Consider the following 21,112-nt stretch of genomic DNA (forward strand, 5'->3'; position numbering starts at 1 on the left):
ACGCGCAACAAGAAGGGCCCGCTGTTGCGGGCCCTTCTTTATGGTTTAGTTCGCGTAACCGCTCGCACGAGCTGACTCGCTGGCCCCACCAGTTCATGCAACTGCGCCTCGCGATCCTGCTCGATGTATTGCAGCACCAGTTCATTGATGCCGCCGACCGCGGCCATCACCATGCCTTCAGACAGCGGCGACTTGCGCGTGTGCCCCGCGTTCGCCCCGTTGATCACGCGAAGCATGAAGTCAACGATCTCCTGGTTCACGCGCCTGCGCGCCTGCAGACCCTCAGCGCCGAGCCCAAGGATTTCGACAAAGAGCGTGCGCATCAACACCGGGTTTTGCGCCATGCACGCGAGGTAGGCCGTCAACGCGCTTTCGATCTGCGTTTCCCATTCGTGCGTCGGATCGATCGCTTGCTCCAGCACGCGCAACGCGTTGCGGCTTGCCGCTTCATAAAGCGCGGTGAAGAGCTCTGCCTTGGTGCTGAAGTGTTCGTAGAACGTGCGGCGAGACACGCAGGCCTCTCGCACGATGTCGCTGATCGTGGTGTCGGCGTAACCTTTTGCGGCTACTGCCCGCGCCATGCCCTCCAGCAAGCGCCCCCTATGATCATGAACTTCTGTTTCTGTTTCTAAAGGTTCAGTCATGGGGCCGTATTCTGATCGCGGAAAAGCGAGGTACTTGACCATTCCAGCGTCAATCTGCATGATGCATACAAACGGTACTGTACCGTACCCAAGGAGTTTTATCTGACCGATCTCGTCGTCCGCCGCCTGCTTGTCGATATGGAAGCACCCATTGCGCGCCACTGGTGCGGAGGTGATGCATTTCGCACTGCCCTCTTCAACGCACTCTCGATGAGCTTTCCTGTGGGAGAGCAGTTCTTCATCGACTCCGTACGCAACGGCCACAAGCAACTGCCCGCAGACAAGCAGGCGCAATACAAAGACGAAGTGCAAGGCTTCATCGGCCAGGAGGCCACGCACCGCCGCCTGCATTCGCTCTACAACGCGCACCTGGAAAAACTCGGCCTCGTCAATGACTGGGCGCCACGCGCGCAAGAGCGGATGAAGCTGCTCGACGGCATTGACCCGCGCCATGCGCTCGCCATCACAGCGGCCAACGAACACTTCACGGCCATCCTCGCGGACTGGATGCTCCGCAACCCGGACCGCGTCGCCAGCGACGACGAACGGCTCACCACCATGTGGCTGTGGCACAGCTCGGAAGAGTCCGAGCACAAGACCACAGCGTTCGATCTCTACAAGGCGCTGGGCGGCAACGAAGCGTGGCGCATCACCTGGTTCCGCCGCGTCACGATCATCTTCCTGGGTGACACCTTGCGCCAGACGGTGAACAACCTGCAGCATGACGGCACGCTGTGGAAGTGGAGCACGTGGAAGAGCGCTGCGTCGTTCCTGTTCGGCGAGCGCGGCCTCATTCGCCAAACCTACAAGCCGTGGCGTGAATACCTGCGTGCCGACTTCCACCCGGACCAGCAGGACAGCACGCTCTCGCAGAAGTGGCTCGTGGACAACCGCGACCGCTACACGCCGGTTGGTGCTGCCGCGTAACTCGGCAACTCGCCGGGCGCCCTACTTCGCGCCAAGCCCCTGCCAGGGGTCCATCGCATCCCATTGCGCGGGCAATCGGATGTCGATGCCTTCCTTCGCGCCGCGCTCTCGCAAGAATGTCATCGTCACATCGAAGTGATCGAGCGGAGCCGGCATCGGCTTCATCGGCCCTGTTGATGGCACCCAGAAGTCGTCCCAGTGAATCGGGATCACTCGCTTGGCTTTGACTGCAGTCACGACCTCACGCCAGTAGCTGTCGCGAAAGGCCGCGTCGCGCGACCCCAGGCCGCCGACGCCCAGCATCACCACATCTGCCGACACCGCTGCGAGCGCACCCGGCTCGAAGCCTGCGCTGCCGTAGATCAACAGCGAGCGCCCTTCATGCTGCACCAGCACGGCAAAGCTTTGCCCCTCCTTGTAGTCGAACGCGCGCACGGGCGGCACCAGCGGCTTGTCGATCGTGCCGCCGGTAAAGCCAGTGGGTGAATGGCGTGAAGCTAACAGCGTGACAGTGAAGCGGCCAAACTGCATCGGCTCATTCAGCCGTGCGATTCGGATTTGCGACTCGGGCAACTTCCAGCCGCGACCGATATTGGCCGTCGAGGCTGAGCCAACCAGCATCGCGCCCGTGCGCTTGGCCACCTCAGGTGAATCCATCGCATGGTCGTAGTGCGAATGCACAGGGATCACCGCAGCCAGCTTCGTCACGCCCGCGCGCGCGAGGCCCCGGGTGATGCCATCCATGTCGGGTCCGACACGGCCTGCTAGCGACTTCAATTTACCGGGACGCGAAAAAAACCCGTCCGTCATGATCGCCGTCTCGCCATCGTCAAGCACCACCGTTGCAACGCCGAGGAACCTGACCTTCAGCGGCGTCGCGGGCGGCGCTGTCGGTGAGTTGAGGGCCTGGTAGGCATCCATGTCCGGATGACTGTTCAGGATCACTGCGAGCGCAGCAGCAGTGGCAAGCACCATCACCATCAGCGCGAGGAGAACTTTCTTCAGCATGAGGCGCATCGTAGCGTGCAAGCATTGTTGTGCAGAATGACACCATGCAATATCACTTCATCGGCAACGAGGCGCACCGCTCGACATCGGGGCAGCACATTCCAGTGATCGATCCGTCAGACGGTCAGGTATTCGATCAGATCCAGCGCGGCACGGCTGACGACATCGCCGCCGCTGTCGATTCATCGCGGCACTGCTATGAGACCGTGTGGAGCAAGCTCAGCGCAGCCGAACGCGGCCGCCTGCTGATGCGCCTGTCGAACAAGATTGCCGAACACACGGAAGAGCTTGCGCTCATCGAACAGCGCGATTGCGGCAAGCCCACCAAGCAGGCGCGCGCCGATGCACTGGCGCTCGTGCGCTACTTCGAGTACTACGCCGGCGCCTGCGACAAGCTGCACGGCGAAACCCTGCCCTACCTCGATGGCTACAGCGTGTTGACGTGGCGTGAGGCGCACGGCGTTACGGGGCACATCATTCCGTGGAACTACCCGATGCAGATCTTCGGGCGCAGCGTGGGCGGCGCACTGGCGGCCGGCAACGTGTGCGTCGTCAAGCCATCGGAGGACGCGTGCCTGTCGCTGCTGCGCGTGGCGGAGCTCGCGCGCAGCGTGGGCTTTCCTGCGGGCGCGATCAACATCGTCACCGGGTTCGGCCATGAAGTCGGCGACGCACTCGCCCGGCACCCGGGCATCGACCACATCAGCTTCACCGGCAGCCCCACGGTGGGCACGATCATCCAGCAGGTCGCGGCGCAGCGGCACTGCCCTGTGACGCTGGAGCTCGGCGGCAAGAGCCCGCAGATCATCTTTGCCGACGCCGACCTTGACGCTGCACTGCCGATGGTGATCAACGCGATCGTGCAGAACGCGGGGCAGACCTGCTCAGCGGGCTCGCGCCTGCTGGTCGAGCACTCGATCTACGACGCACTGCTCGCGAGGCTCGGCGAAAGCTTCTCGAACCTGCGTGTCGGCCCCGCAGCGATGGACCTTGACGTCGGCCCGCTGATCCGCGCGTCGCAGCAGCAGCGCGTGTGGGACTTTCTCTCTGACGCACAGGTTGCCAACATCGCCATGGTGGCGCAGGGACAGATCGTCGACGAAGCGCCCGAGACGGGCTTCTATCAAGCTCCCACGCTGCTGCGCGACGTGCCCGTGCACCACCGGCTCGCGCAGGAGGAAGTCTTCGGCCCCGTGCTCGCGTCGATGAGTTTTCGCAATGAAGACGAGGCCGTGGAACTGGCGAATGCCACGAAGTTTGGCCTCGTTGCGGGCGTGTGGACACGCGACGGCGCGCGCCAGCTGCGCATGGCCCGGCGCGTGAAGAGCGGCCAGGTTTTCATCAACAACTACGGCGCCGGCGGCGGCGTCGAGCTGCCGTTCGGCGGCGTCAAGTCATCGGGCTACGGCCGCGAGAAAGGCTTTGAAGCGCTGTACGGCTTCACGACCTTGAAAACCGTGGCCATCAAGCACGGGTGAAGCATCACCCTGGAGGCGTCAGCCCTTGATCTGCGCCGTCTTCACGATCGCCTCAGCCTTGGGTGCCAGGCGCGGGAAGAACGTCAGCTTGGGGGCAACAAACGTGGCTGCAAACAGCTCGTTCTTGCGCACACTCGCCCAGCCCGTTCCGAGCAGCTGAAGGTCGTCGCGCTTGCGGGCAATCGTGAACTCGAAGTGCACGCCCCTCTCGCCCGCAAACACCGCCGGCTCCACCCGGCTGATCTTCACGATGGAGCCATCCACGGCGTACATCGTCTCGAACATCGTCACGATCTGTTCGGTGGCCATGTTGGCAACGAACGTCGGCACGCGTGGTGCCTTCTGGCCGGATTGCATCTGTGCCGGTGGCACGACCATCATGGCCTCGCCAGGCTTGATGCCAGCCCAGATGCGCAGGTGGTCGAGCGTGATGCCCTCTTGCGTCCACATGTCATAAGGCTGCTGCGCGCCCGGGATGGATACCTTGTTCCAGGCCTCGGTGACCTTGATGGCCATGCGCCCGTTGACGACCTGGTCGCCCTCGACTTTGCTGATGGTCGTACAGGCCGACAGCACAACCGCGAGGGCGGCTACAACGAGAAATTTTTTCATGGCTTAGCTTGCGTCAAATAGGTTTTGATGATGCCGGCGTCGGGTGAGTCCGGCGCGAGCGTGAGGTATTTTTCAAAGGCCGTATTGGCCGAAGCAGCATCGGCGCGCTTGCGGTGCAGGTAGCCCAGTGCGCGATACGAATCTGCCGGCGCGGCTTCGAGCGCAGTCGCGCGCATCAGGTCATCCAATGCTGCCTGCACGTCGCCATCGGCGTCACGAAGGCGATAGGCCTCGCCGCGAGCGAAGAGCACTTCGGTGTCGTCAGGGCGCGCTTTCAGCATGCGGCCAAAAAGCGCCAGGCTCTCTTCATACTGGCCGCGGCGCACTTCGTCGCGCAGCCACTCAAGACGGTGCGGCGCGATCATCTTCTGGTATTCCTGCGCGCCCAGCCTGCCGCCGGGCTCGCCCGCGAGCTTGAGCAACGCGTCGCGCCGGTTGGCCACCGGCGGGTGCGTGCCAAAGAGAATGCTGCGCTTGCCCACATCCTCGCCGCCGCGCACCTTCAACTCGCCCAGCAGGTTGTCCCAGACTTGCGCGGCTTGCGTCCCGTCGTAGCCAGCGCGCTTGAGCAGGTGCATGCCGAAGCGGTCTGCACGCTCTTCCTGTTCGCGCGAAAACGCAAAGGCAGATGCATAAACACCAATCGACGCAATGGCGCCCACCAGGCCGAATGCCGCGAAGAACATGCCCAGCGCAGCCTTGCCCTTGATGTCCTGCATCATCTGCAGCGTGTGCCGCTCCAGATAGTGCCCCAGCTCGTGGCCGAGCACGGCTGCCAGCTGCGCTTCGTTCTCTGCGCGCAACAGCAGGCCGGACCACACCTGCATCATTCCGTTGGGCGCCATCGATGCGTTGAAGAGCGGCGTGCGAACCACGTGCACCCGCACGTCGGGGCAGTGTTCGCCCGCCAGATTGCAGACCACGTCGCGAACATAGGCGTTCAGCGCGTCATCGCGAATCACGAACGAGCCGCGGCGCAGCTTGGTCTCTTCGCGGTCCATCAACGCCCACAGGCCGCCCTCGTCACTTTCGATCGCGGGCCGCGAAAACCGTGCCGGTACCTGCAGCGCTTCTGGCTCTGTCTGCGAGAACGCCGGCAGCAAGGTGCCCATTGCGCCCAAGCCCACGCAGTGTTTGCAGGCTGTGCGCAGAAAGCCGCGCCGCCCTATTGCTGGAACCAGGCTCATTGCAGCGCCGGAAAGCCCTTGAGCAGCGCATCAACGGTTTCAAGCGCGGGCGCTGCCTCACGCAGGTCACCCGAGGCGCGGCGCAGCACGTTGAACCAGACCACGCGGCCATTGCGCAGGTCCACCAGCGAGGCATAGGCAATCTGCGTTCCGCCGGTAATGCCGACGCCCAGAAGCGCAAGCGCGACCATCGCGGCCTTTCGCTCCGAGCTCGCATAGCTGTCGCGCACCCAGAAGAACACGGCGTAGTCGGCGCCCGTCTTGTCGCGCAGCGGCTTGACTGCATCGCCCATGGACCAGTCGAGCTGGTCATTCTTGGTGGGCAACTTCAGCGCATTGCCCAGCATGTGATGCAGGAACACCGATTCAGCAACGGCGCCGTGCAAGGCGTTGATCTGCGCGAATTCATCCATGTCGCGCTCGGTCAGGTCGGCGGCTGTCTGCCCGAGCATCTTGCTCTGCGCAGCGAGGCCGCTCTTGAAATGGGTCTGCGCCGCCTGCGTCCAGTCGGCCTTGGGCTCCTGCACGCCGCCCGCGCTGATCGAGAACAGCTCCATATCGGGCGGCACGACCACGATCTTCGACGCGACGGGGCGATTGACGAAGCCGGGAGCAAGGTTGCGCGACTGCGCGTGCGCGGCGGGTACTGCAAAAAATACGACGGTTGCGACTGCGAGAACCATCGAGCGCGCCAGGTGCGCTTTCATTGTCAACATGGGTTTCCTCCTCGTTCGATTCTAGGAGCAAGGCTCATCCACAACGGCCTGCACATGCATGGGAAACCCACGCTCATCGGCCAGGCGGCATTGACCCTGCAGCCCCATCGGCAACAATGTCCGCATCGACAACAGGAGACCAGACACATGCGCGTGAAGAACAAATCCATCATCGTGACCGGCTCGGGCGGCGGCATCGGCGAAGGCATTGCCAGGCGGCTGGCTGGCGAAGGCGCTCACGTCATCGTCAACGACATCAACTCGGCCATGGGCGAGAAGGTCGTGTCTGAAATCCGCGCGGCAGGCGGCGATGCATCGTTCTTCGCGGCCGACGTCACCAAGTCTGCGGACGTGAAGGCACTGGTGGATGCAGCCGTCACTCGCTACGGCAAGCTCGACGTGATGGTGAACAACGCCGGATGGACGCACCGCAATCGCCCGGCACTCGAAGTCAGCGAGGAAGAGTTCGACAAGTGCTTCGCGGTGAACATGAAGAGCATCTATCTCTCCACGATCCACGCCGTGCCCGCATTCCGCGCGAACAAGGGCGGCAGCTTCATCAACATCGCGTCCACAGCTGGCGTGCGCCCACGGCCGGGCCTGACCTGGTACAACGGCTCGAAGGGCGCGGTGATCACGACGAGCAAGTCTCTGGCTGCCGAGTTCGGCCCCGACAACATTCGCGTGAACTGCATCAACCCGGTGTTCAATCCCGACACGGGCCTGTCCGCCGAGTTCGCCGGCGGGCCCGTCGATGAGGCACGCCGCGCAAAATTTCTCGCGACCATCCCGCTGGGGCGCTTCTCGACGTCGCTGGATGTGGCGAATGCGGCGCTCTACCTGTCGAGCGACGAAGCAGCCTTCATCTCAGGCGTCTGCATCGAAGTCGACGGGGCGCGATGCGTGTAGGGTGATTGGCGCAAGGCGGACAATAGGCACATGGCTGAACGTGTGATCCCTCTGGTCGACGAGCGAAGCTCGGTGCTCGCGGCGCACGTGCCTGTGCAGCCGGTCGCGGCCAGTGGCACGCTGCGCGATACGCTTCGTCGCCCCCTGCGCGACTTGCGCATCAGCGTGACGGACCGCTGCAACTTCCGCTGCAGCTACTGCATGCCCAAGGAAGTGTTCGACAAGAACTATCCGTACCTGCCGCACGCATCGCTGCTGAGCTTCGAGGAGATCACGCGGCTGGCGCGTCAGTTTGTCGCGCATGGCGTGCAGAAAGTCCGTCTCACGGGCGGTGAGCCCCTGCTGCGCAAGAACATCGAAATCCTCATCGGGCAACTCGCACAGCTGCGCACCGCACAGGGCCAGCCACTCGACATCACGCTCACGACCAACGGCTCGCTGCTCGCGCGCAAGGCGCGGGCCTTGAAGGACGCTGGACTGCAACGCGTCACCGTCAGCCTCGACGGGCTCGACGACGCCGTGTTCCGCGGCATGAACGACGTTGACTTCCCGGTTGCCGATGTGCTGCGCGGAATCGATGCCGCGCGCGATGCGGGGTTGGGGCCAATCAAGGTCAACATGGTCGTCAAGCGGGGCACGAACGACCACGAAATCCTGCCGATGGCGCGCCACTTCAAGGGCACCGGCATCGTGCTGCGGTTTATCGAATACATGGACGTCGGCGCGACCAACGGCTGGCGGATGGATGAAGTGCTGCCGTCGGCGGACGTGGTGCAGCGCATCAGCGCGCAGCTGCCTCTGGTGCCCCTCGCACACACTGCACCGGGCGAGACAGCGCAGCGCTGGGCATATGCAGACGGCAGCGGCGAGATCGGCGTGATCAGCAGCGTGACGCAGGCCTTCTGCGGCTCATGCAACCGCGCGCGCCTGTCAACCGAAGGCCAGCTCTACCTGTGCCTGTTCGCCTCGCAGGGCCACGATCTGCGCTCGCTGCTGCGCGGTAACGCGAGCGACGCCGACATCGCCTCGGCCATCGGCCACATCTGGCAGGGCCGCACCGATCGCTACTCCGAACTGCGCTCGACACTCGCGCCAGACACCGGGGACGGCAAGCGCCGCGTCGAGATGAGCTACATCGGGGGCTGACTCGCGTGATCGACGCATCGGCGATCACTGGCGTTGTCCTGGCAGGCGGCCGGGGTGAGCGCATGGGCGGTGTCGACAAGGGGCTGCAGGACTTCAACGGCGTTCCCCTCGCCCAGCACGCGCTGTTGCGCCTGCGGCCACAAGTCGGCCCTGTGGGCATCAGTGCCAACCGCAACCTGGACGTCTATGAATCGTTCGGGGTGCCCGTCTGGCGCGACGGCATCGACGGCTACCCCGGGCCGCTCGCGGGCATGCTGGCGGCACTCGACCACTGCGAAACGCCGTGGCTAGTCACGGCGCCTTGCGACTCGCCTGACTTTCCGCCCGACTACGTCGCGCGGCTGGGCCGTGCTGCGCTAGCCCAGGATGCCGACATGGCGGTCGTGCTGGCCCGCGAAGAAGAAGCTCCTGCAGGCAGTCACGACAGCGACTGGCGCGTTCAACCCGTGTTCTGCCTCCTGCGAGCGAGGCTGCGAGCGAGCCTGGCTGCGTATTTGCACGGGGGCGGTCGCAAGGTGCAGGACTGGGCCGCCTCACACCATACGGTGCAAGTGCCGTTCGACGGACCCGGCGACCGCAGCGCGTTCACTAACGCCAACACGGCAGCGCAACTGCAGCAGCTGCGCCGGGCTTGAACCGGGCCGACAGAGCCCGGCTACAACACCCACAACAGCGCAGCGCCGATCAGGATGCTGCACAAGCCGAAGAAGCGCAGTTGCCCATCTTGAAGCACCAGCAATTTCTGGAAGGTGCTGCGCCAGCTGCGCGGCGCCAGAAACGGCATCAGCCCCTCGAAGACAAGCATCAGGGCCAATGCTGACCAGAAGACCTCGCTGCTCAAGCGAGCCTTACTTTTTCGGGTTGGTCGCCGGGGCGCCGCCGCCACGGAAGGCGCGGAAGAAGTCCGACGACGATGGATCGACCACCATCACATCGCTCTTCTTGTTGAAGCTCGCCTTGTAGGCTTCGAGGCTGCGGTAGAACTGGGCGAACTGCGCGTCCCGGCCGAACGCTTCCGCGTAGATGGATGCGGCCTCGGCATCGCCCTCGCCCTTGATCTTCTGGGCGTCGCGATACGCGTTGGCAACGATCACTTCACGCTGGCGGTCGGCATCGGCGCGAATCTTCTCGCCCTCAGCACCGCCGGTCGAGCGCAGCTCGTTGGCAACGCGCTTGCGCTCTGCCTCCATGCGCCGGTAGACGGATTCGGTGATGGCCTCGGTGTAGTCCACGCGGGTGATGCGCACGTCGACCACATCAATGCCCCACGGGTTGGAACCCTTCACCTGCTCCAGCACTTCGGCCTTCACGTCCTGCATGAGCGCGTCGCGCTTGGTGGAGAGCAGTTCGCGCACGGTGCGCTTGTTGATTTCCTGGTTGAACGCGCTGCGCACCACGCCAGCCAGGCGGTTCGCGCCCGTGCTTTCGTCCAGGCCCACGTTACGGATGTATTGGGTCGGGTCGGTGATGCGCCAGCGCACGTACCAGTCGATCACCACCGGCTGCTTCTCAGCCGTCAGCACGGCCGACTGGTCCGTGCTGTCGAGCGTGAGCAGGCGCTTGTCGATGTAGGCGACGCTCTGGAAGGGCGGCGGCATCTTGAAGTTCAGGCCCGGCTCGGTGATCACTTCCTTGATCTGGCCGAGGCCGTAGATGATGCCGAACTGGCGCTGGTCAACAACGAACAGCATCGAGCTGAGCAATGCGAGCACCACAAAGCCAAGAGCGGCAATGAATCCCATGCGGTTCATGATCAGCGGCCTTCACGATCGCGCGTGCGCGAGTTGTCGCGGTTACGCGCATCAGTTGCCGTGCCAGCTGGCACGGGCGGTGATGTGGGAATGGTCGACACCGCCGGGGCATCCACCGAAGCAGGTGCAACGTTGCCGCTGGCGACCTGCTGCATGATCTTGTCGAGCGGCAGGTACAGCAGCTGCGAGCCCTGGCGCGAATCAACCAGTACTTTGGTGACGTTGGTGTAGATCTGCTGCATCGAGTCGATGTACATGCGGTCTCGCGTGACTTGCGGCGCGCGCTGGTATTCGGCCAACACCGACTTGAAGCGCTGCGCATCACCCTGGGCCTGCGCCACAACGCGCGACTTGTAGCCATCGGCCTCGGCCTTCAGGCGCGCGGCAGCGCCGGCAGCACGGGGAATCACGTCGTTGGCGTAGGCCTGGCCTTCGTTCTTGGAGCGCTCGCGCTCCTGACCGGCCTTGTTCACGTCGTCGAATGCAGCCTGGACCTGGTCGGGTGCACGCACACCGCCTTGCTGCAAGTTGATGGTCACGACTTCAATGCCCACCTTGTAGCGATCAAGGATGGTCTGCATGACCGTGCGGATGCGCGGCGCGATCTGGTCGCGCTCTTCGCCAAGCGCGGCGTCCATCTTCATCTTGCCCACAACCTCACGCACGGCCGTCTCGGCGGCCTGCACGACGGCTTCAGACGGGTTCTTGCTCTCGAACAGGTAGGCACGCGCGTCCTTCAGGCGGTACTGCACGGCGAACTTGATGTCGAGAATGTTTTCGTCTTCGGTCAGCATCGACGATTCACGCAGGCCCGTTGCCTTGATGACCGTGTCGCGGCCGACGTCCACCGAGCGGATCTGCGTCACGGCAATGATTTCATGACGCTGCACGGGGTACGGCAGGCGCCAGTTGAAGCCGGCACCGACGGTTGCCTTGTAGCGCCCGAACTGCGTGATGACGGCCTGCTGGCCTTCCTGCACGATGAAGAATCCGGTGCCCAGCCAGATCAACGCTGCCACGGCGGCGACGAGGCCCACGCCAATTCCGGCGCTGCGCATGTCGGGCTGGAAGCCGCCGTTTGAGCCACCGCCATTGCCACCAAAGCCGCCGCCTTCGCGCCGGCCCTTGCCGCCAAACAGGCCGCCGAGCTTGCGATTGAAATCGCGCCAGAGCTCATCGAGATCAGGCGGGCCCTGGTTGGGCCCCTGGTTGCGATTGCCTTCCGGCTTGTTCGCATCAGGCCGGTTGTCGGCAGGCTTGTTGTCGTCGCCCCGGCCCCACCGCGGGTCGTTCAGGTTGAACATGCCACGGATCCGGCCTGGTAGCACGCCCCAAGGGAAGCGAAGGTTCATTCGGTTCAGTCTCTGTTTTGCTCTTGCCGTGCATTGTGCCCAATCAGGGCGACGTCTCGCGCACAGCAGGGTTATCGGGGTACAACGGGGACGGCGCGGCAGCCACGCTGCGTCGCGCCACTTCAACAGCAAGCCGCTTTCGAAGCTCCGGCAGGCCCTGCAACGTGCGGCCACTGACAAATAGCCGGGGCACCAGCTGGCCTTCCAGCTCGAACATGTCGCTGGTTCGAACAGGTACCTGCTCAGGCGACAACATGTCCGTCTTGTTGAACACGAGAACCTGCGGCACGTCGCCTGCGCCGATCTCATGCAGGACTTGCTGCACCTGGGCAATCTGCTCCGGATGATCGGGATTGGCCGCATCCACAACGTGCAGCAGCAGGTCCGCGTCTGCCGCTTCCTGCAGGGTCGCCTGGAACGCGTCGATCAGGCCGTGCGGCAGGTCGCGGATGAAGCCGACTGTGTCCGACAGCGACACCGAACGGCCACTCGCACCCGAGCCGCCGTGCTGCGCTTCATCGTCAGCGTCAGCCAGCCAGAGCTGGCGCGTTGTGGTGTCGAGCGTGGCGAACAGCTGGTCCGCCGCATAAGCGCGCGCCTTGACCAGTGCATTGAAAAGCGTTGACTTGCCCGCGTTGGTGTAGCCGACCAGCGAGATATTGAACGCGCCACGGCGCTCGCGCTGCCTGCGCTGCGTGCTGCGCTGGCGCTTGAGCTTTTCGAGCCGCTCGCGCGTGCGCTTGATGGCGTCGCCCACCATGCGCCTGTCCAGCTCGATCTGCTTTTCACCCGGGCCGCCGCGCACGCCTGCACCACCTGTTTGCCGCTCAAGGTGCGACCAGCGGCGCACGAGCCGCGTGCTCACGTACTGAAGCCGCGCCAGCTCTACTTGCAACTTGCCCTCATGGCTGCGCGCGCGCTGGCCGAAGATTTCGAGGATGAGGAGCGTGCGGTCATTGACCGGCCGCTCCAGGTGACGTTCGAGGTTGCGTTGCTGCGCGGGGCTGAGAGCCTGGTCGAACAGGATCTCGGTAGCGCCAAGCTCGTCGGCCAGGGCCTTGATCTCGTCGGCTTTGCCGCTGCCAATGAAAAGCGCTGCGTCGGGCGCCTTGCGCTTGCAAGTAACGCGCGCAACGGGTTGCAAACCGGCAGTCAATGCGAGCAAGCCAAGCTCTTCAAGCCCGGCGTCAAAGTGGGGTGCTCCCAGATCCACACCCACGAGGATCGTGAGGGCAGAGCTGGCAGCGGGCGTTTCGGCGGAACTCAAAAGACAGGCGCCGTGCGCCCTCGTTGGCAGTGCGTCAGGCTGCGGGGCCCTCGGCGCTTTCCGCCGTGCTGAAGTTCACAGCGCGACCGGGCACGATGGTCGAAATGGCATGCTTGTAAACCATCTGTGTGACGGTATTGCGCAGCAGCACGACGTATTGATCGAAAGATTCGATCTGGCCTTGCAGCTTGATGCCGTTGACCAGGTAAATTGAGACCGGCACATGTTCCCGACGCAAAGTGTTCAGGAAGGGGTCTTGCAGAAGCTGCCCTTTGTTGCTCACGATATTCTCCGTGTTCCGCAGGCGGAAATTGTTGTTGGAATCTGCACCTTACCACAGCATTTAGGCCGCGCAAGTAGGCAACAGGCGTTTTGTTCACCCGCTGCAATTGCGGGCGATGCCCGCCTATTCAAGGTGCCGGCTCGTCACTCTTTGTCGGTGTACGGATTCTTGGAAGTCTTCATCTCGATGCGCAGCGGCGTGCCCACCAGATTGAACTCCTTGCGAAAGCGCCCTTCAAGAAAGCGCTTGTACGACTCCGTCACGTGCTCGAGCGAATTGCCGTGCACCACGATCACGGGCGGGTTCATTCCGCCCTGGTGCGCATAGCGCAGCTTCGGGCGGAACATGCCCGCACGCTTGGGCTGCTGGAACTGCACAGCTTCGAGCAACAGGCGCGTGAGCACGGGGGTGGACATCTTCACCGTGGCCGACCGGTGCGCTTCGGCGATGGCCCCCCACACGGGCCCGAGGCCCTGACGCTTGATGGCAGAGATGAAGTGCAGCTTGGCAAATTTCAGGAAAGCCAGGCGCGTCTCGATCTGGCGCTGCAGCTGTTCGCGCTGGTAGGCATCGACGGCGTCCCACTTGTTGAGCGCCAGCACGACTGCGCGGCCGCTCTCGAGGATGTAGCCGGCAATATGGGCATCCTGGTCGGTCACGCCCTGCGTGGCGTCGAGCAGCAGCAAAACGACATTCGCGGATTCGATGGCCTGAAGCGTCTTGACCACCGAGAACTTCTCGATCGCCTCAAAGACCTTGCCCTTGCGGCGCAGACCGGCGGTGTCGATCAGCTCGAACTTCTGGCCCCCGCGCTCGAACGGCACGGTGATCGCGTCGCGGGTCGTGCCCGGCAGGTCGAAAGCCACAAGGCGCTCTTCACCCAGCCAGGTGTTGATCAGTGTCGACTTGCCGACATTGGGCCGGCCGGCGACGGCCAGCTTGATGACGGTGGGGTCGTGGTCTTCTTCCGTGTCGTCGTCTTCGGACATGCCGATCGATTCGAACGCCACTTCGAGCAGGCTGCGGATGCCCTGCCCGTGTGCCGCCGAGACCGGATGCACTTCGCCCAGCCCCAGCTCGTAGAACTCGGTGAGCTGCACGCCGTCGGTCATGCCTTCAGCCTTGTTGGCCGTGAGCACCGTGGGCTTGCCGAGCTTGCGAAGGTACTTCGCAATGTCGTGGTCCTGCGCCGTCAGCCCGCCGCGCGCGTCGACCACAAAGACAACGACATCCGCCTCTGCCACCGCTTGCCGCGTCTGCTTGGCCATCTCCATGTAGATGCCGCTCTCGGCCGTCGGCTCGAAGCCGCCGGTATCGATCACGATGAATTCGAGCTTGCCGTGCTTCGCGTTGCCGTAATGCCGGTCGCGCGTCAGCCCCGCAAAGTCGGCAACGATGGCGTCGCGCGTCTTGGTCAGGCGGTTGAAAAGCGTCGATTTACCGACGTTGGGACGGCCGACGAGGGCCAGGACGGGCTTCATCGTCGGAGGTTCGTGTTATTGGGGGACGAAGCCAAAGATGCCGCCGTTTTTTGTGACGACGACAAGCGTGTTGGCTGCCACCACGGGCGCTGTAGCGATCTCGGAACCATCTGTTGCCAAACGGGTGAGCAGCGAGCCGTCATCGCGCGAGAGCAGGTGCACCAAGCCCGTGCTGTCACCAATGATGACCGAGCGGCCCAGCGCGAGAGGCGCGGTGAGGCCGCGATGGAGCAGCCGCTCGGTGAACCACGCGCGCTCGCCGTTGTCGCGGCGCCAGGCCACCACTTTGCCATCCGACTCCGTGCCGAAAACAAGGCGGTCGTCGCCGCCCACGCCTTGGGCGCCATTGGCCGGCTTGGTCCAGACCAGGCCGCCGCGCTGTGCATCGACGCAGCCAACGCTCGACTGGAAGGCACGGGCGCAGATTGAATCGCCGACGCGGCTCACGGTACCCACAAGATCCACCAGCCGCTCAACGTCATTGACGCCGCGCGGCGATGCCAGCGGCGCTTCCCAGCGCGAGCCGCCCGACAACGGATTCATGCCCACCAGCCGGCCCGACAAGCCTGCGACCAGCGTGTCGCCAACCGCGAGCAAGACGCCTGAATTGCTCAGAACCAGCGGCTCGCCGGGGCGCGTTTGCGTCCACAGCTTGCGGCCCGTTTGCCCGTCGTAGGCAGAAACAGCCCTGTCGGCAGTCATCACGAAAACGCGCGCGCCTGCCACGAGCGGCGCGGTGTAGCTGCCTGCCGTGAGCTTTTGCCGCCACAGCTCCCTGCCCGCCTGCAAAACAACCAGTTCATTGGTTCGCGTGACCACGGCTGCCGTGCGGCCATCACTGCCCACACCCGCGGAGATGGCAGCACCAACGCTGGCGCGCCACAGGTCGCGGCCGGACACGGCGTCGATCAAGGCGACGGTGCCGTCACTGCCGGCAACGGCAATGCTGGTACCGCTGACCTGCACCGACAGCGGAAAACCCACGCTGCTCACCCGCGACGTCCAGGCCTGGCTCACGGCGATGAGCGACGGATTGGGCGCGAGTTCGGCCATCTTCGGCTTGTCGGTGCCCATGCCGAAGAATGGGATCGACGGCATGGAAGGCAGGTAAGAGCAACCTGCGAGGCCGACGGCCAGGGCGATCACACTGGCGGCGCGTGCGCCGGCCGAGACGAGAGTTGAGGTCATGATTTGGCGGTTCCGGATGCAGACGCTGACGCGGCGTTGGCGGGAGCAGGCACGAGTTGCTTGGGGTCGGTACCCAGCGCACTGAGCTTGACTTCGAGCAGGCGCCTGTACTCTGAACGATCGTCCAGGGCCTTGTAGGCCTTGATGTATTCGGCCCGCGCCTCTTCGCGCTTGCCCTGCGCCTGCAGCACATCGCCGCGCCGGTCGGCAGCCAGGCCCTTGAACGCGTCGGGGAAGTCGCCACTGAGTTGCTTGAGCGCTTCGTCATAGGACTTCGACTCGACCAGCAGGCTGGCCATGCGAAGCCGCGCGAGCGCCGCGTAGCCTTCATCACTGGACTTCTCCGCCACCCAGGCCAGCGCTGCCTTGGCGCCGTCGACGTTGCCTTTGTCGGCAAGTGCTTTCGCAGCCAGCATGCCGGCCTGCTGTGCATAGGTGGTGCGACCGAACTTGTCCTTCAAGTCGGCGAAGGCGCGCTCCACACGGGTGATGTCGCCCGCTGTGGCGGCCCGCTCGACTTCGTCGTAGAGCGTCGCGGCCTGGGCGGCCGAGGTGCGCTGCCAATATTGCCAGCCATTCCACGCCGCGATGGCGCCGAAGACGACGATCAGGAGCCAGGAAATCAGGTTGCCGTACTCTTTCCAGAAATGCTTGATCTGGTCGAGCTGCTCCTGTTCTTCGAGGTCGAGGTGTTTGGCCATGGTGTAGTTATTGATGCTGCGTGCAGCCTGCGATTGTAGTTAGCGGCCAGCGGTTGCCAGCCACGGGTGATTCGCAAGGTCAGCGAGCGGGCATTGCTGCTGCTCGCCGGCGCCGTCGCGCAGGGCCTTGATCGTGACGTTTCCATTGGCGATTTCGTCGTCGCCGAAGATCAGCGCGAACTTCGCGCCGCTGGCATCAGCCTTCTTCATCTGGCTCTTGAACGAGCCGCCGCCCGAATGCATCGTGACCGCCCTGCCCTGGCTGCGCAGCAGTTCGACGGCAGGCATCGCCACGACCAGTGCCGCATCCGAGGGCACCACGACATAGGCAAGTGGCGCGTCGTCCGCGCGTTGCAGCCCCAGTTCCTGTACGAGCAACAGCAGCCGCTCGATACCCAGGCCAAAGCCGATCGCCGGTGCTGCCTTGCCGCCCATCTGCGCGATGAGCCCGTCGTAGCGCCCGCCGCCGCAGATCGTGCCCTGCGAGCCAAGGTGGTCCGTCGTCCACTCGAACACCGTGAGGTTGTAGTAATCCATGCCGCGCACAAGGCGCGTGTTGATGGTGTACGGCTGGCCTGCTGCATCGAGCAGGCGGCGCAGCGAGTCGAAATGCTTGCGCGATTCGTCGCCAAGAAAGTCGATCAGCTTGGGCGCTGACTCAACCACTTCCTGCATGGCCGGGTTCTTGGTGTCGAGAATGCGCAGCGGATTCGTGTGCAGCCGGCTCTTCGCTTCAGCGTCCAGCGCGTCGATATGCTTTTCGAGGTGAGCGACGAGTGCGGCGCGGTGTGCAACGCGTTCATCAGGCTGGCCCAGCGTGCCGATCTCCAGGCGATAGTGCTCGCCTTCAACCAGGCCGAGCTCGCGCCACAGCGCCCTGCCCATGAGGATGAGCTCGGCATCCACATCAGGCCCGGCAAAGCCCAGTGCCTCGACATCGAGCTGGTGGAACTGGCGATAGCGGCCCTTTTGCGGCCGCTCGTGGCGGAACATCGGCCCGGCCGTCCACACCCGCAGCGGCCCGTTGTAGAGCGCGTTGTGCTCGACGACGGCGCGCACGATGCCGGCAGTTGCTTCCGGGCGCAGCGTGAGCTTGTCGCCGTTCATCGCGTCGGTGAAGGAATACATCTCCTTCTCGACGATGTCGGTCACTTCGCCCAGGCCACGCACGAACAGCGCAGTGGGCTCGACGACTGGCGTCACGATGTACTGGTAGCCATAGCGCGCCATCACGCGCCGCAGGACGTCGTCAAACCATTGCCACGTTGCGGACTGCGGCAGCACTTCCTTGCGCGGCACGCTCGCGGGCAAGATGTCATTCATGCCTTTGACGGCACTGAGTTTTTCAGCCATTGGATTGCAGGTTCAGGCGTGTTCGGTCGCTTGCGCGTGGCCGTAACGCTTCTCGACGTAATCTTCGACGAGCTGGTGGAATTCGCGCGCGATGTTCTCGCCGCGCAGGGTAAGGGCCTTTTCGCCGTCGATGAAGACGGGCGCGGCAGGCGCCTCGCCGGTGCCCGGCAGGCTGATGCCGATATCGGCATGCTTGCTCTCGCCGGGGCCGTTGACGATGCAGCCCATCACGGCCACTTTCATTTTCTCGACGCCGGGGTACTTGGCTTTCCACACAGGCATCTGCGCACGAAGGTAATCGTCGATGTCCTTGGCCAGTTCCTGGAATGTGGTGCTTGTGGTGCGCCCGCAGCCAGGGCACGCCGTCACGCTCGGCACAAAGCTGCGCACACCCAGCGACTGCAGGATTTCAGAGGCGATCACCACTTCCTGTGTGCGGGCCTCGCCCGGTGCAGGCGTGAGCGATACACGAATCGTGTCGCCCAGGCCCTCTTGCAAAAGAATGCCCAGCGCCACGCTCGAGGCGACCGTGCCTTTGGTACCCATGCCCGCTTCCGTCAGGCCCAGGTGCAATGCGTAGTTGCAGCGCCTGCCGAGTTCGCGATACACAGACACGAGGTCCTGCACGCCGCTGACCTTGCACGACAGGATGATCTGGTTGGCATCCATGCCCATTTCGACAGCGCGGTTCGCAGACTCGATCGCCGAGGTGACCAGAGCTTCATACATCACCGACTTGGCTTCCCAGGGCTGCGCACGCTTGCTGTTCTCGTCCATCATGCCGGCGAGCAGTTCCTGGTCGAGGCTGCCCCAGTTCACGCCGATGCGCACGACCTTGTTCCACTTCATCGCCGCTTCGATCATCTGGCCGAACTGGCGGTCGCGTTTGTCGCCCTTGCCCACGTTGCCGGGATTGATGCGGTACTTCGACAGTGCCTGCGCGCAATCGGGAAAGTCCGTGAGCAGGCGGTGGCCGTTGTAGTGGAAGTCGCCGATGAGCGGCACGTCGATGCCCATGCGGTCAAGCTGTTCGCGGATGTAGGGCACCTGCGCCGCCGCCTCGGGCGTGTTGACCGTGATGCGGACCAGCTCGGAGCCGGCGATTGCCAACTCCTTGACCTGGATCGCTGTGCCGATCGCATCGACCGTGTCGGTGTTGGTCATGGACTGCACACGCACGGGCGCATCACCGCCAATGGTAACCACGCGGCTGCCCCACGCGGCGCGCGCCTGGCGGGTGTTGCGTGACTTCGGCCACGCGGGTTCGATGGGCAGGCAGGGTTCCATGTCGCGAAGACCTATTTAACGTCGAATCGCGCGAGGTTGTCGGCGCGCGCGTAGGGCTTGATGTCGAAGGGCTTGCCGCGCACCGACACTTCGGTGAGGTCAGAGCGGCCGACGATCACGTGAATGGGCAATGGGCCATTGGCGACGGCGCTCTCGCCAGCCGCCAGCATCCTGCGAACCGGTGACTCGCCCTTGGCGTCGGTGATCTCCACCCACGAAGGTCCGGTGGCGCGAATGACCAGCAAGCCTGTGGCGACGGGAGGGGACGATGCTGCCACCGATGAAGACGCAGGCGCGGGTGCAGGTGCAGGTGCAGGTGCAGGTGCAGGTGCAGGTGCAGGTGCAGCTGCTGGCGCAGCTTCCGGCGCAGCTGCTGGCGCGATTGCAACCGCTGGCGCCACTGCGGCAGGCGCAGGTGCAGGTACAGCCACAGGCCCTGAAACGGGGGCAGGATCAGCAGGTGCGGGGATGAATACAGGAGCGGGCGCCTCGACTTTCACGGCGTCTTTGAGCCAATCGTCATGAATCGACGCCGGAAAGAGCACGAGGGCGAGCGCGCCCAGAAGCAGCGCCACTACAGCGATATAGACAGGCCGCGTCAGGTGTGCTGTCCACTTTGCAGGCGGGCCATCGCCGGGCGCGCGGAACGGCGTGTTGATGCCGTCGTCGTCACGCACCAGGCGCGGCGCGGTTCGCTGCGGCAAGCGCTCGAGCACGGGCTGCGGATCGATCTTCAGCGTGCGACAGACGCTGGCGGCCAGGCCGCGCACAAAGACCGAATCGGTCATCAGGTCGTAGCGGTCGTCTTCAAGGGCTTCCAGCTTGCGCACCGGTACCTTGAGCGCCACGGCGAGCGCCGCAATGTGCAGACCCGCCGACTCGCGTGCCTGCCGCAAGAGCGCACCGGCCGTCGGGCCTGCCGACGGCGCCGCAACGATAGCATCGCCCTGCTGGCCCCACTCGTCACTCATCGAACGCGCCCCGTTCATACAGGCTTGCTTCACGCGACTGGGCGTAGCGCTTCTTGAGCTGTTCGCCAAGCTGGCGCATGGCCACCTGGTCTTCAAGGCGGCGCTCGACCTTGATGCCGAGCCACAGCGTCTCGGCGTTGGCGCTTTCGGAGTTGTTCAACCGGCGGATGTAGAACTGCGCGCGCTTGTAGTCGCCCCGCCGATAAAGAATGTTGGAGAGGTTGTAACCAGTGACGGGATTGGCTGCGTCGAGCTCGAGCGAGCGTGCCAGGCTTCTCTCGGCCGCCGCCATGTTGCCCGCGCGTGCCTCGCAAAGGCCTTGCGCCATGAGCGTCTTGGAGCGGCCCGCGTACGCACCGTTGGCCATGACCACGTCAAACGCCTGCTGCGCCTCTGCGTAGCGGCCGCGCTGGCACAGCAGCCAGCCGAAGTTGTGGTTGACGTCCGGGTCGCGGGGATTGAGGGCAACGGCGCGGCGGAAGCTGTCCTCGGCCTGCTGCAGGTCGTTGAGCCGCATGTAGATCAGGCCGCGCAGGCTGTAGGCATCGGGGAACGTAGGGTCGGAGGAGATGACCTGTTTGAGTTCGTCGAGCGCAATATTGGTCTTGCCCTGCTCGAAATACCCGACAGCCAGCTCCATGCGGATGCGCGCGCGCTTGCGCACTTCGGGCTCATCGGATTCGGTGAGGATGTCTTGCGTGCTCCCAACCGTTCCGGGCGTGCGCTGGTTGGCACAGCCGGAGAGCGCGGACAGCACGACCCATGCGATTGCGACCCAGGCCAGGCCGGCCCTGGCCGACAAGGCCCTCGTCCCCAAAGCCGCAGCGGCCATGCGCGCCATGTTGTCCATG

Annotated in this window: 22 protein-coding genes; 5 read left to right on the forward strand and 17 right to left on the reverse strand. The window is 64.2% G+C overall.

Annotated features, from left to right (window positions below):
• Window positions 1–38: 38 nt before the first annotated feature.
• Window positions 39–581: a TetR/AcrR family transcriptional regulator gene (locus tag GHT07_RS00605; RefSeq protein ID WP_153583110.1), complete on the reverse strand. Its 543-nt coding sequence runs from the start codon at window positions 579–581 to the stop codon at window positions 39–41.
• A gap of 165 nt (window positions 582–746) precedes the next feature.
• On the opposite strand from GHT07_RS00605, the gene GHT07_RS00610 reads away from it, so the two are divergent.
• Complete coding sequence (locus GHT07_RS00610; protein ID WP_153583111.1) at window positions 747–1,571, forward strand: metal-dependent hydrolase; 825 nt, start codon at window positions 747–749, stop codon at window positions 1,569–1,571.
• Between the two features lie 21 nt (window positions 1,572–1,592).
• On the opposite strand, the gene GHT07_RS00615 is transcribed toward GHT07_RS00610, so the two are convergent.
• Window positions 1,593–2,579, reverse strand: a complete 987-nt coding sequence (locus tag GHT07_RS00615; RefSeq protein ID WP_194792782.1) for an MBL fold metallo-hydrolase — start codon at window positions 2,577–2,579, stop codon at window positions 1,593–1,595.
• A 44-nt stretch (window positions 2,580–2,623) separates the two neighbouring features.
• Here GHT07_RS00615 and GHT07_RS00620 point away from each other — a divergent pair, with 44 nt between their 5' ends.
• On the forward strand, window positions 2,624–4,057 hold the full coding sequence (locus tag GHT07_RS00620) for an aldehyde dehydrogenase family protein (RefSeq protein WP_153583113.1): 1,434 nt from the start codon (window positions 2,624–2,626) through the stop codon (window positions 4,055–4,057).
• 18 nt (window positions 4,058–4,075) lie between these two features.
• Here GHT07_RS00620 and GHT07_RS00625 read toward each other — a convergent pair whose 3' ends face one another.
• From GHT07_RS00625 to GHT07_RS00635, 3 genes are read right to left on the reverse strand one after another with little or no spacing between them, the layout of a single operon-like run.
• Complete coding sequence (locus tag GHT07_RS00625; RefSeq protein WP_153583114.1) at window positions 4,076–4,669, reverse strand: hypothetical protein; 594 nt, start codon at window positions 4,667–4,669, stop codon at window positions 4,076–4,078.
• On the reverse strand, window positions 4,666–5,796 hold the full coding sequence (locus GHT07_RS00630; RefSeq protein WP_194792783.1) for a M48 family metalloprotease: 1,131 nt from the start codon (window positions 5,794–5,796) through the stop codon (window positions 4,666–4,668). The genes GHT07_RS00625 and GHT07_RS00630 overlap by 4 nt, the downstream gene beginning before the upstream one ends.
• Before the next feature lie 56 nt (window positions 5,797–5,852).
• On the reverse strand, window positions 5,853–6,572 hold the full coding sequence (locus GHT07_RS00635; protein ID WP_153583116.1) for a hypothetical protein: 720 nt from the start codon (window positions 6,570–6,572) through the stop codon (window positions 5,853–5,855).
• A gap of 147 nt (window positions 6,573–6,719) precedes the next feature.
• On the opposite strand from GHT07_RS00635, the gene GHT07_RS00640 reads away from it, so the two are divergent.
• The 3 genes from GHT07_RS00640 to mobA are packed head-to-tail and all read left to right on the forward strand — an operon-like array spanning window position 6,720 to window position 9,262.
• Window positions 6,720–7,481 carry an SDR family oxidoreductase gene (locus GHT07_RS00640; RefSeq protein WP_153583117.1) on the forward strand — a complete coding sequence of 254 codons (762 nt, stop codon included), beginning with the start codon at window positions 6,720–6,722 and terminating at the stop codon, window positions 7,479–7,481.
• A gap of 30 nt (window positions 7,482–7,511) precedes the next feature.
• Window positions 7,512–8,627, forward strand: coding sequence for a GTP 3',8-cyclase MoaA (moaA, locus tag GHT07_RS00645; protein ID WP_153583118.1), 1,116 nt, complete (start codon window positions 7,512–7,514; stop codon window positions 8,625–8,627).
• 5 nt (window positions 8,628–8,632) lie between these two features.
• A complete protein-coding gene (gene mobA, locus GHT07_RS00650; protein ID WP_323740721.1) occupies window positions 8,633–9,262 on the forward strand; it encodes a molybdenum cofactor guanylyltransferase MobA in 630 nt (209 codons plus the stop codon).
• 20 nt (window positions 9,263–9,282) lie between these two features.
• Here mobA and GHT07_RS00655 read toward each other — a convergent pair whose 3' ends face one another.
• The 12 genes from GHT07_RS00655 to pilW form a co-directional block, all read right to left on the reverse strand.
• Complete coding sequence (locus GHT07_RS00655) at window positions 9,283–9,513, reverse strand: DUF2065 domain-containing protein (protein ID WP_395688423.1); 231 nt, start codon at window positions 9,511–9,513, stop codon at window positions 9,283–9,285.
• Window positions 9,476–10,378: a protease modulator HflC gene (gene hflC / locus GHT07_RS00660; RefSeq protein WP_153583121.1), complete on the reverse strand. Its 903-nt coding sequence runs from the start codon at window positions 10,376–10,378 to the stop codon at window positions 9,476–9,478. Before hflC ends, GHT07_RS00655 begins: the two co-directional genes overlap by 38 nt.
• A 2-nt stretch (window positions 10,379–10,380) precedes the next feature.
• Window positions 10,381–11,730, reverse strand: a complete 1,350-nt coding sequence (hflK, locus tag GHT07_RS00665; RefSeq protein ID WP_228488108.1) for an FtsH protease activity modulator HflK — start codon at window positions 11,728–11,730, stop codon at window positions 10,381–10,383.
• Between the two features lie 43 nt (window positions 11,731–11,773).
• On the reverse strand, window positions 11,774–12,997 hold the full coding sequence (gene hflX / locus GHT07_RS00670; RefSeq protein ID WP_153583123.1) for a GTPase HflX: 1,224 nt from the start codon (window positions 12,995–12,997) through the stop codon (window positions 11,774–11,776).
• Window positions 12,998–13,031: 34 nt separating this feature from the next.
• On the reverse strand, window positions 13,032–13,280 hold the full coding sequence (gene hfq / locus GHT07_RS00675) for an RNA chaperone Hfq (RefSeq protein WP_407062674.1): 249 nt from the start codon (window positions 13,278–13,280) through the stop codon (window positions 13,032–13,034).
• A gap of 143 nt (window positions 13,281–13,423) precedes the next feature.
• Window positions 13,424–14,761: a ribosome biogenesis GTPase Der gene (gene der, locus GHT07_RS00680; protein WP_153583125.1), complete on the reverse strand. Its 1,338-nt coding sequence runs from the start codon at window positions 14,759–14,761 to the stop codon at window positions 13,424–13,426.
• A 15-nt stretch (window positions 14,762–14,776) separates the two neighbouring features.
• On the reverse strand, window positions 14,777–15,949 hold the full coding sequence (bamB, locus tag GHT07_RS00685; RefSeq protein ID WP_153583126.1) for an outer membrane protein assembly factor BamB: 1,173 nt from the start codon (window positions 15,947–15,949) through the stop codon (window positions 14,777–14,779).
• Window positions 15,946–16,650: a YfgM family protein gene (locus tag GHT07_RS00690; RefSeq protein ID WP_153583127.1), complete on the reverse strand. Its 705-nt coding sequence runs from the start codon at window positions 16,648–16,650 to the stop codon at window positions 15,946–15,948. The genes bamB and GHT07_RS00690 overlap by 4 nt, the downstream gene beginning before the upstream one ends.
• A gap of 39 nt (window positions 16,651–16,689) precedes the next feature.
• Window positions 16,690–18,003 (reverse strand): histidine--tRNA ligase, encoded by a 1,314-nt coding sequence (gene hisS / locus GHT07_RS00695; RefSeq protein WP_153583128.1) that lies wholly within the window; start codon window positions 18,001–18,003, stop codon window positions 16,690–16,692.
• A gap of 12 nt (window positions 18,004–18,015) precedes the next feature.
• Entirely contained in the window at window positions 18,016–19,290 is a 1,275-nt protein-coding gene (gene ispG / locus GHT07_RS00700) for a flavodoxin-dependent (E)-4-hydroxy-3-methylbut-2-enyl-diphosphate synthase (protein WP_153583129.1), read from the reverse strand.
• An 11-nt stretch (window positions 19,291–19,301) separates the two neighbouring features.
• Window positions 19,302–20,261, reverse strand: coding sequence for a helix-turn-helix domain-containing protein (locus tag GHT07_RS00705; protein ID WP_153583130.1), 960 nt, complete (start codon window positions 20,259–20,261; stop codon window positions 19,302–19,304).
• The gene (gene pilW, locus GHT07_RS00710; RefSeq protein ID WP_228488128.1) at window positions 20,254–21,111 is read right to left on the reverse strand and encodes a type IV pilus biogenesis/stability protein PilW; all 858 of its coding nucleotides are present in this window, start codon (window positions 21,109–21,111) and stop codon (window positions 20,254–20,256) included. The genes GHT07_RS00705 and pilW overlap by 8 nt, the downstream gene beginning before the upstream one ends.
• Window position 21,112 lies beyond the last annotated feature (1 nt).

It is taken from the genome of Caenimonas koreensis DSM 17982 (assembly GCF_009646335.1).
GTDB classification, from domain to species: domain Bacteria; phylum Pseudomonadota; class Gammaproteobacteria; order Burkholderiales; family Burkholderiaceae_C; genus Ramlibacter; species Ramlibacter koreensis.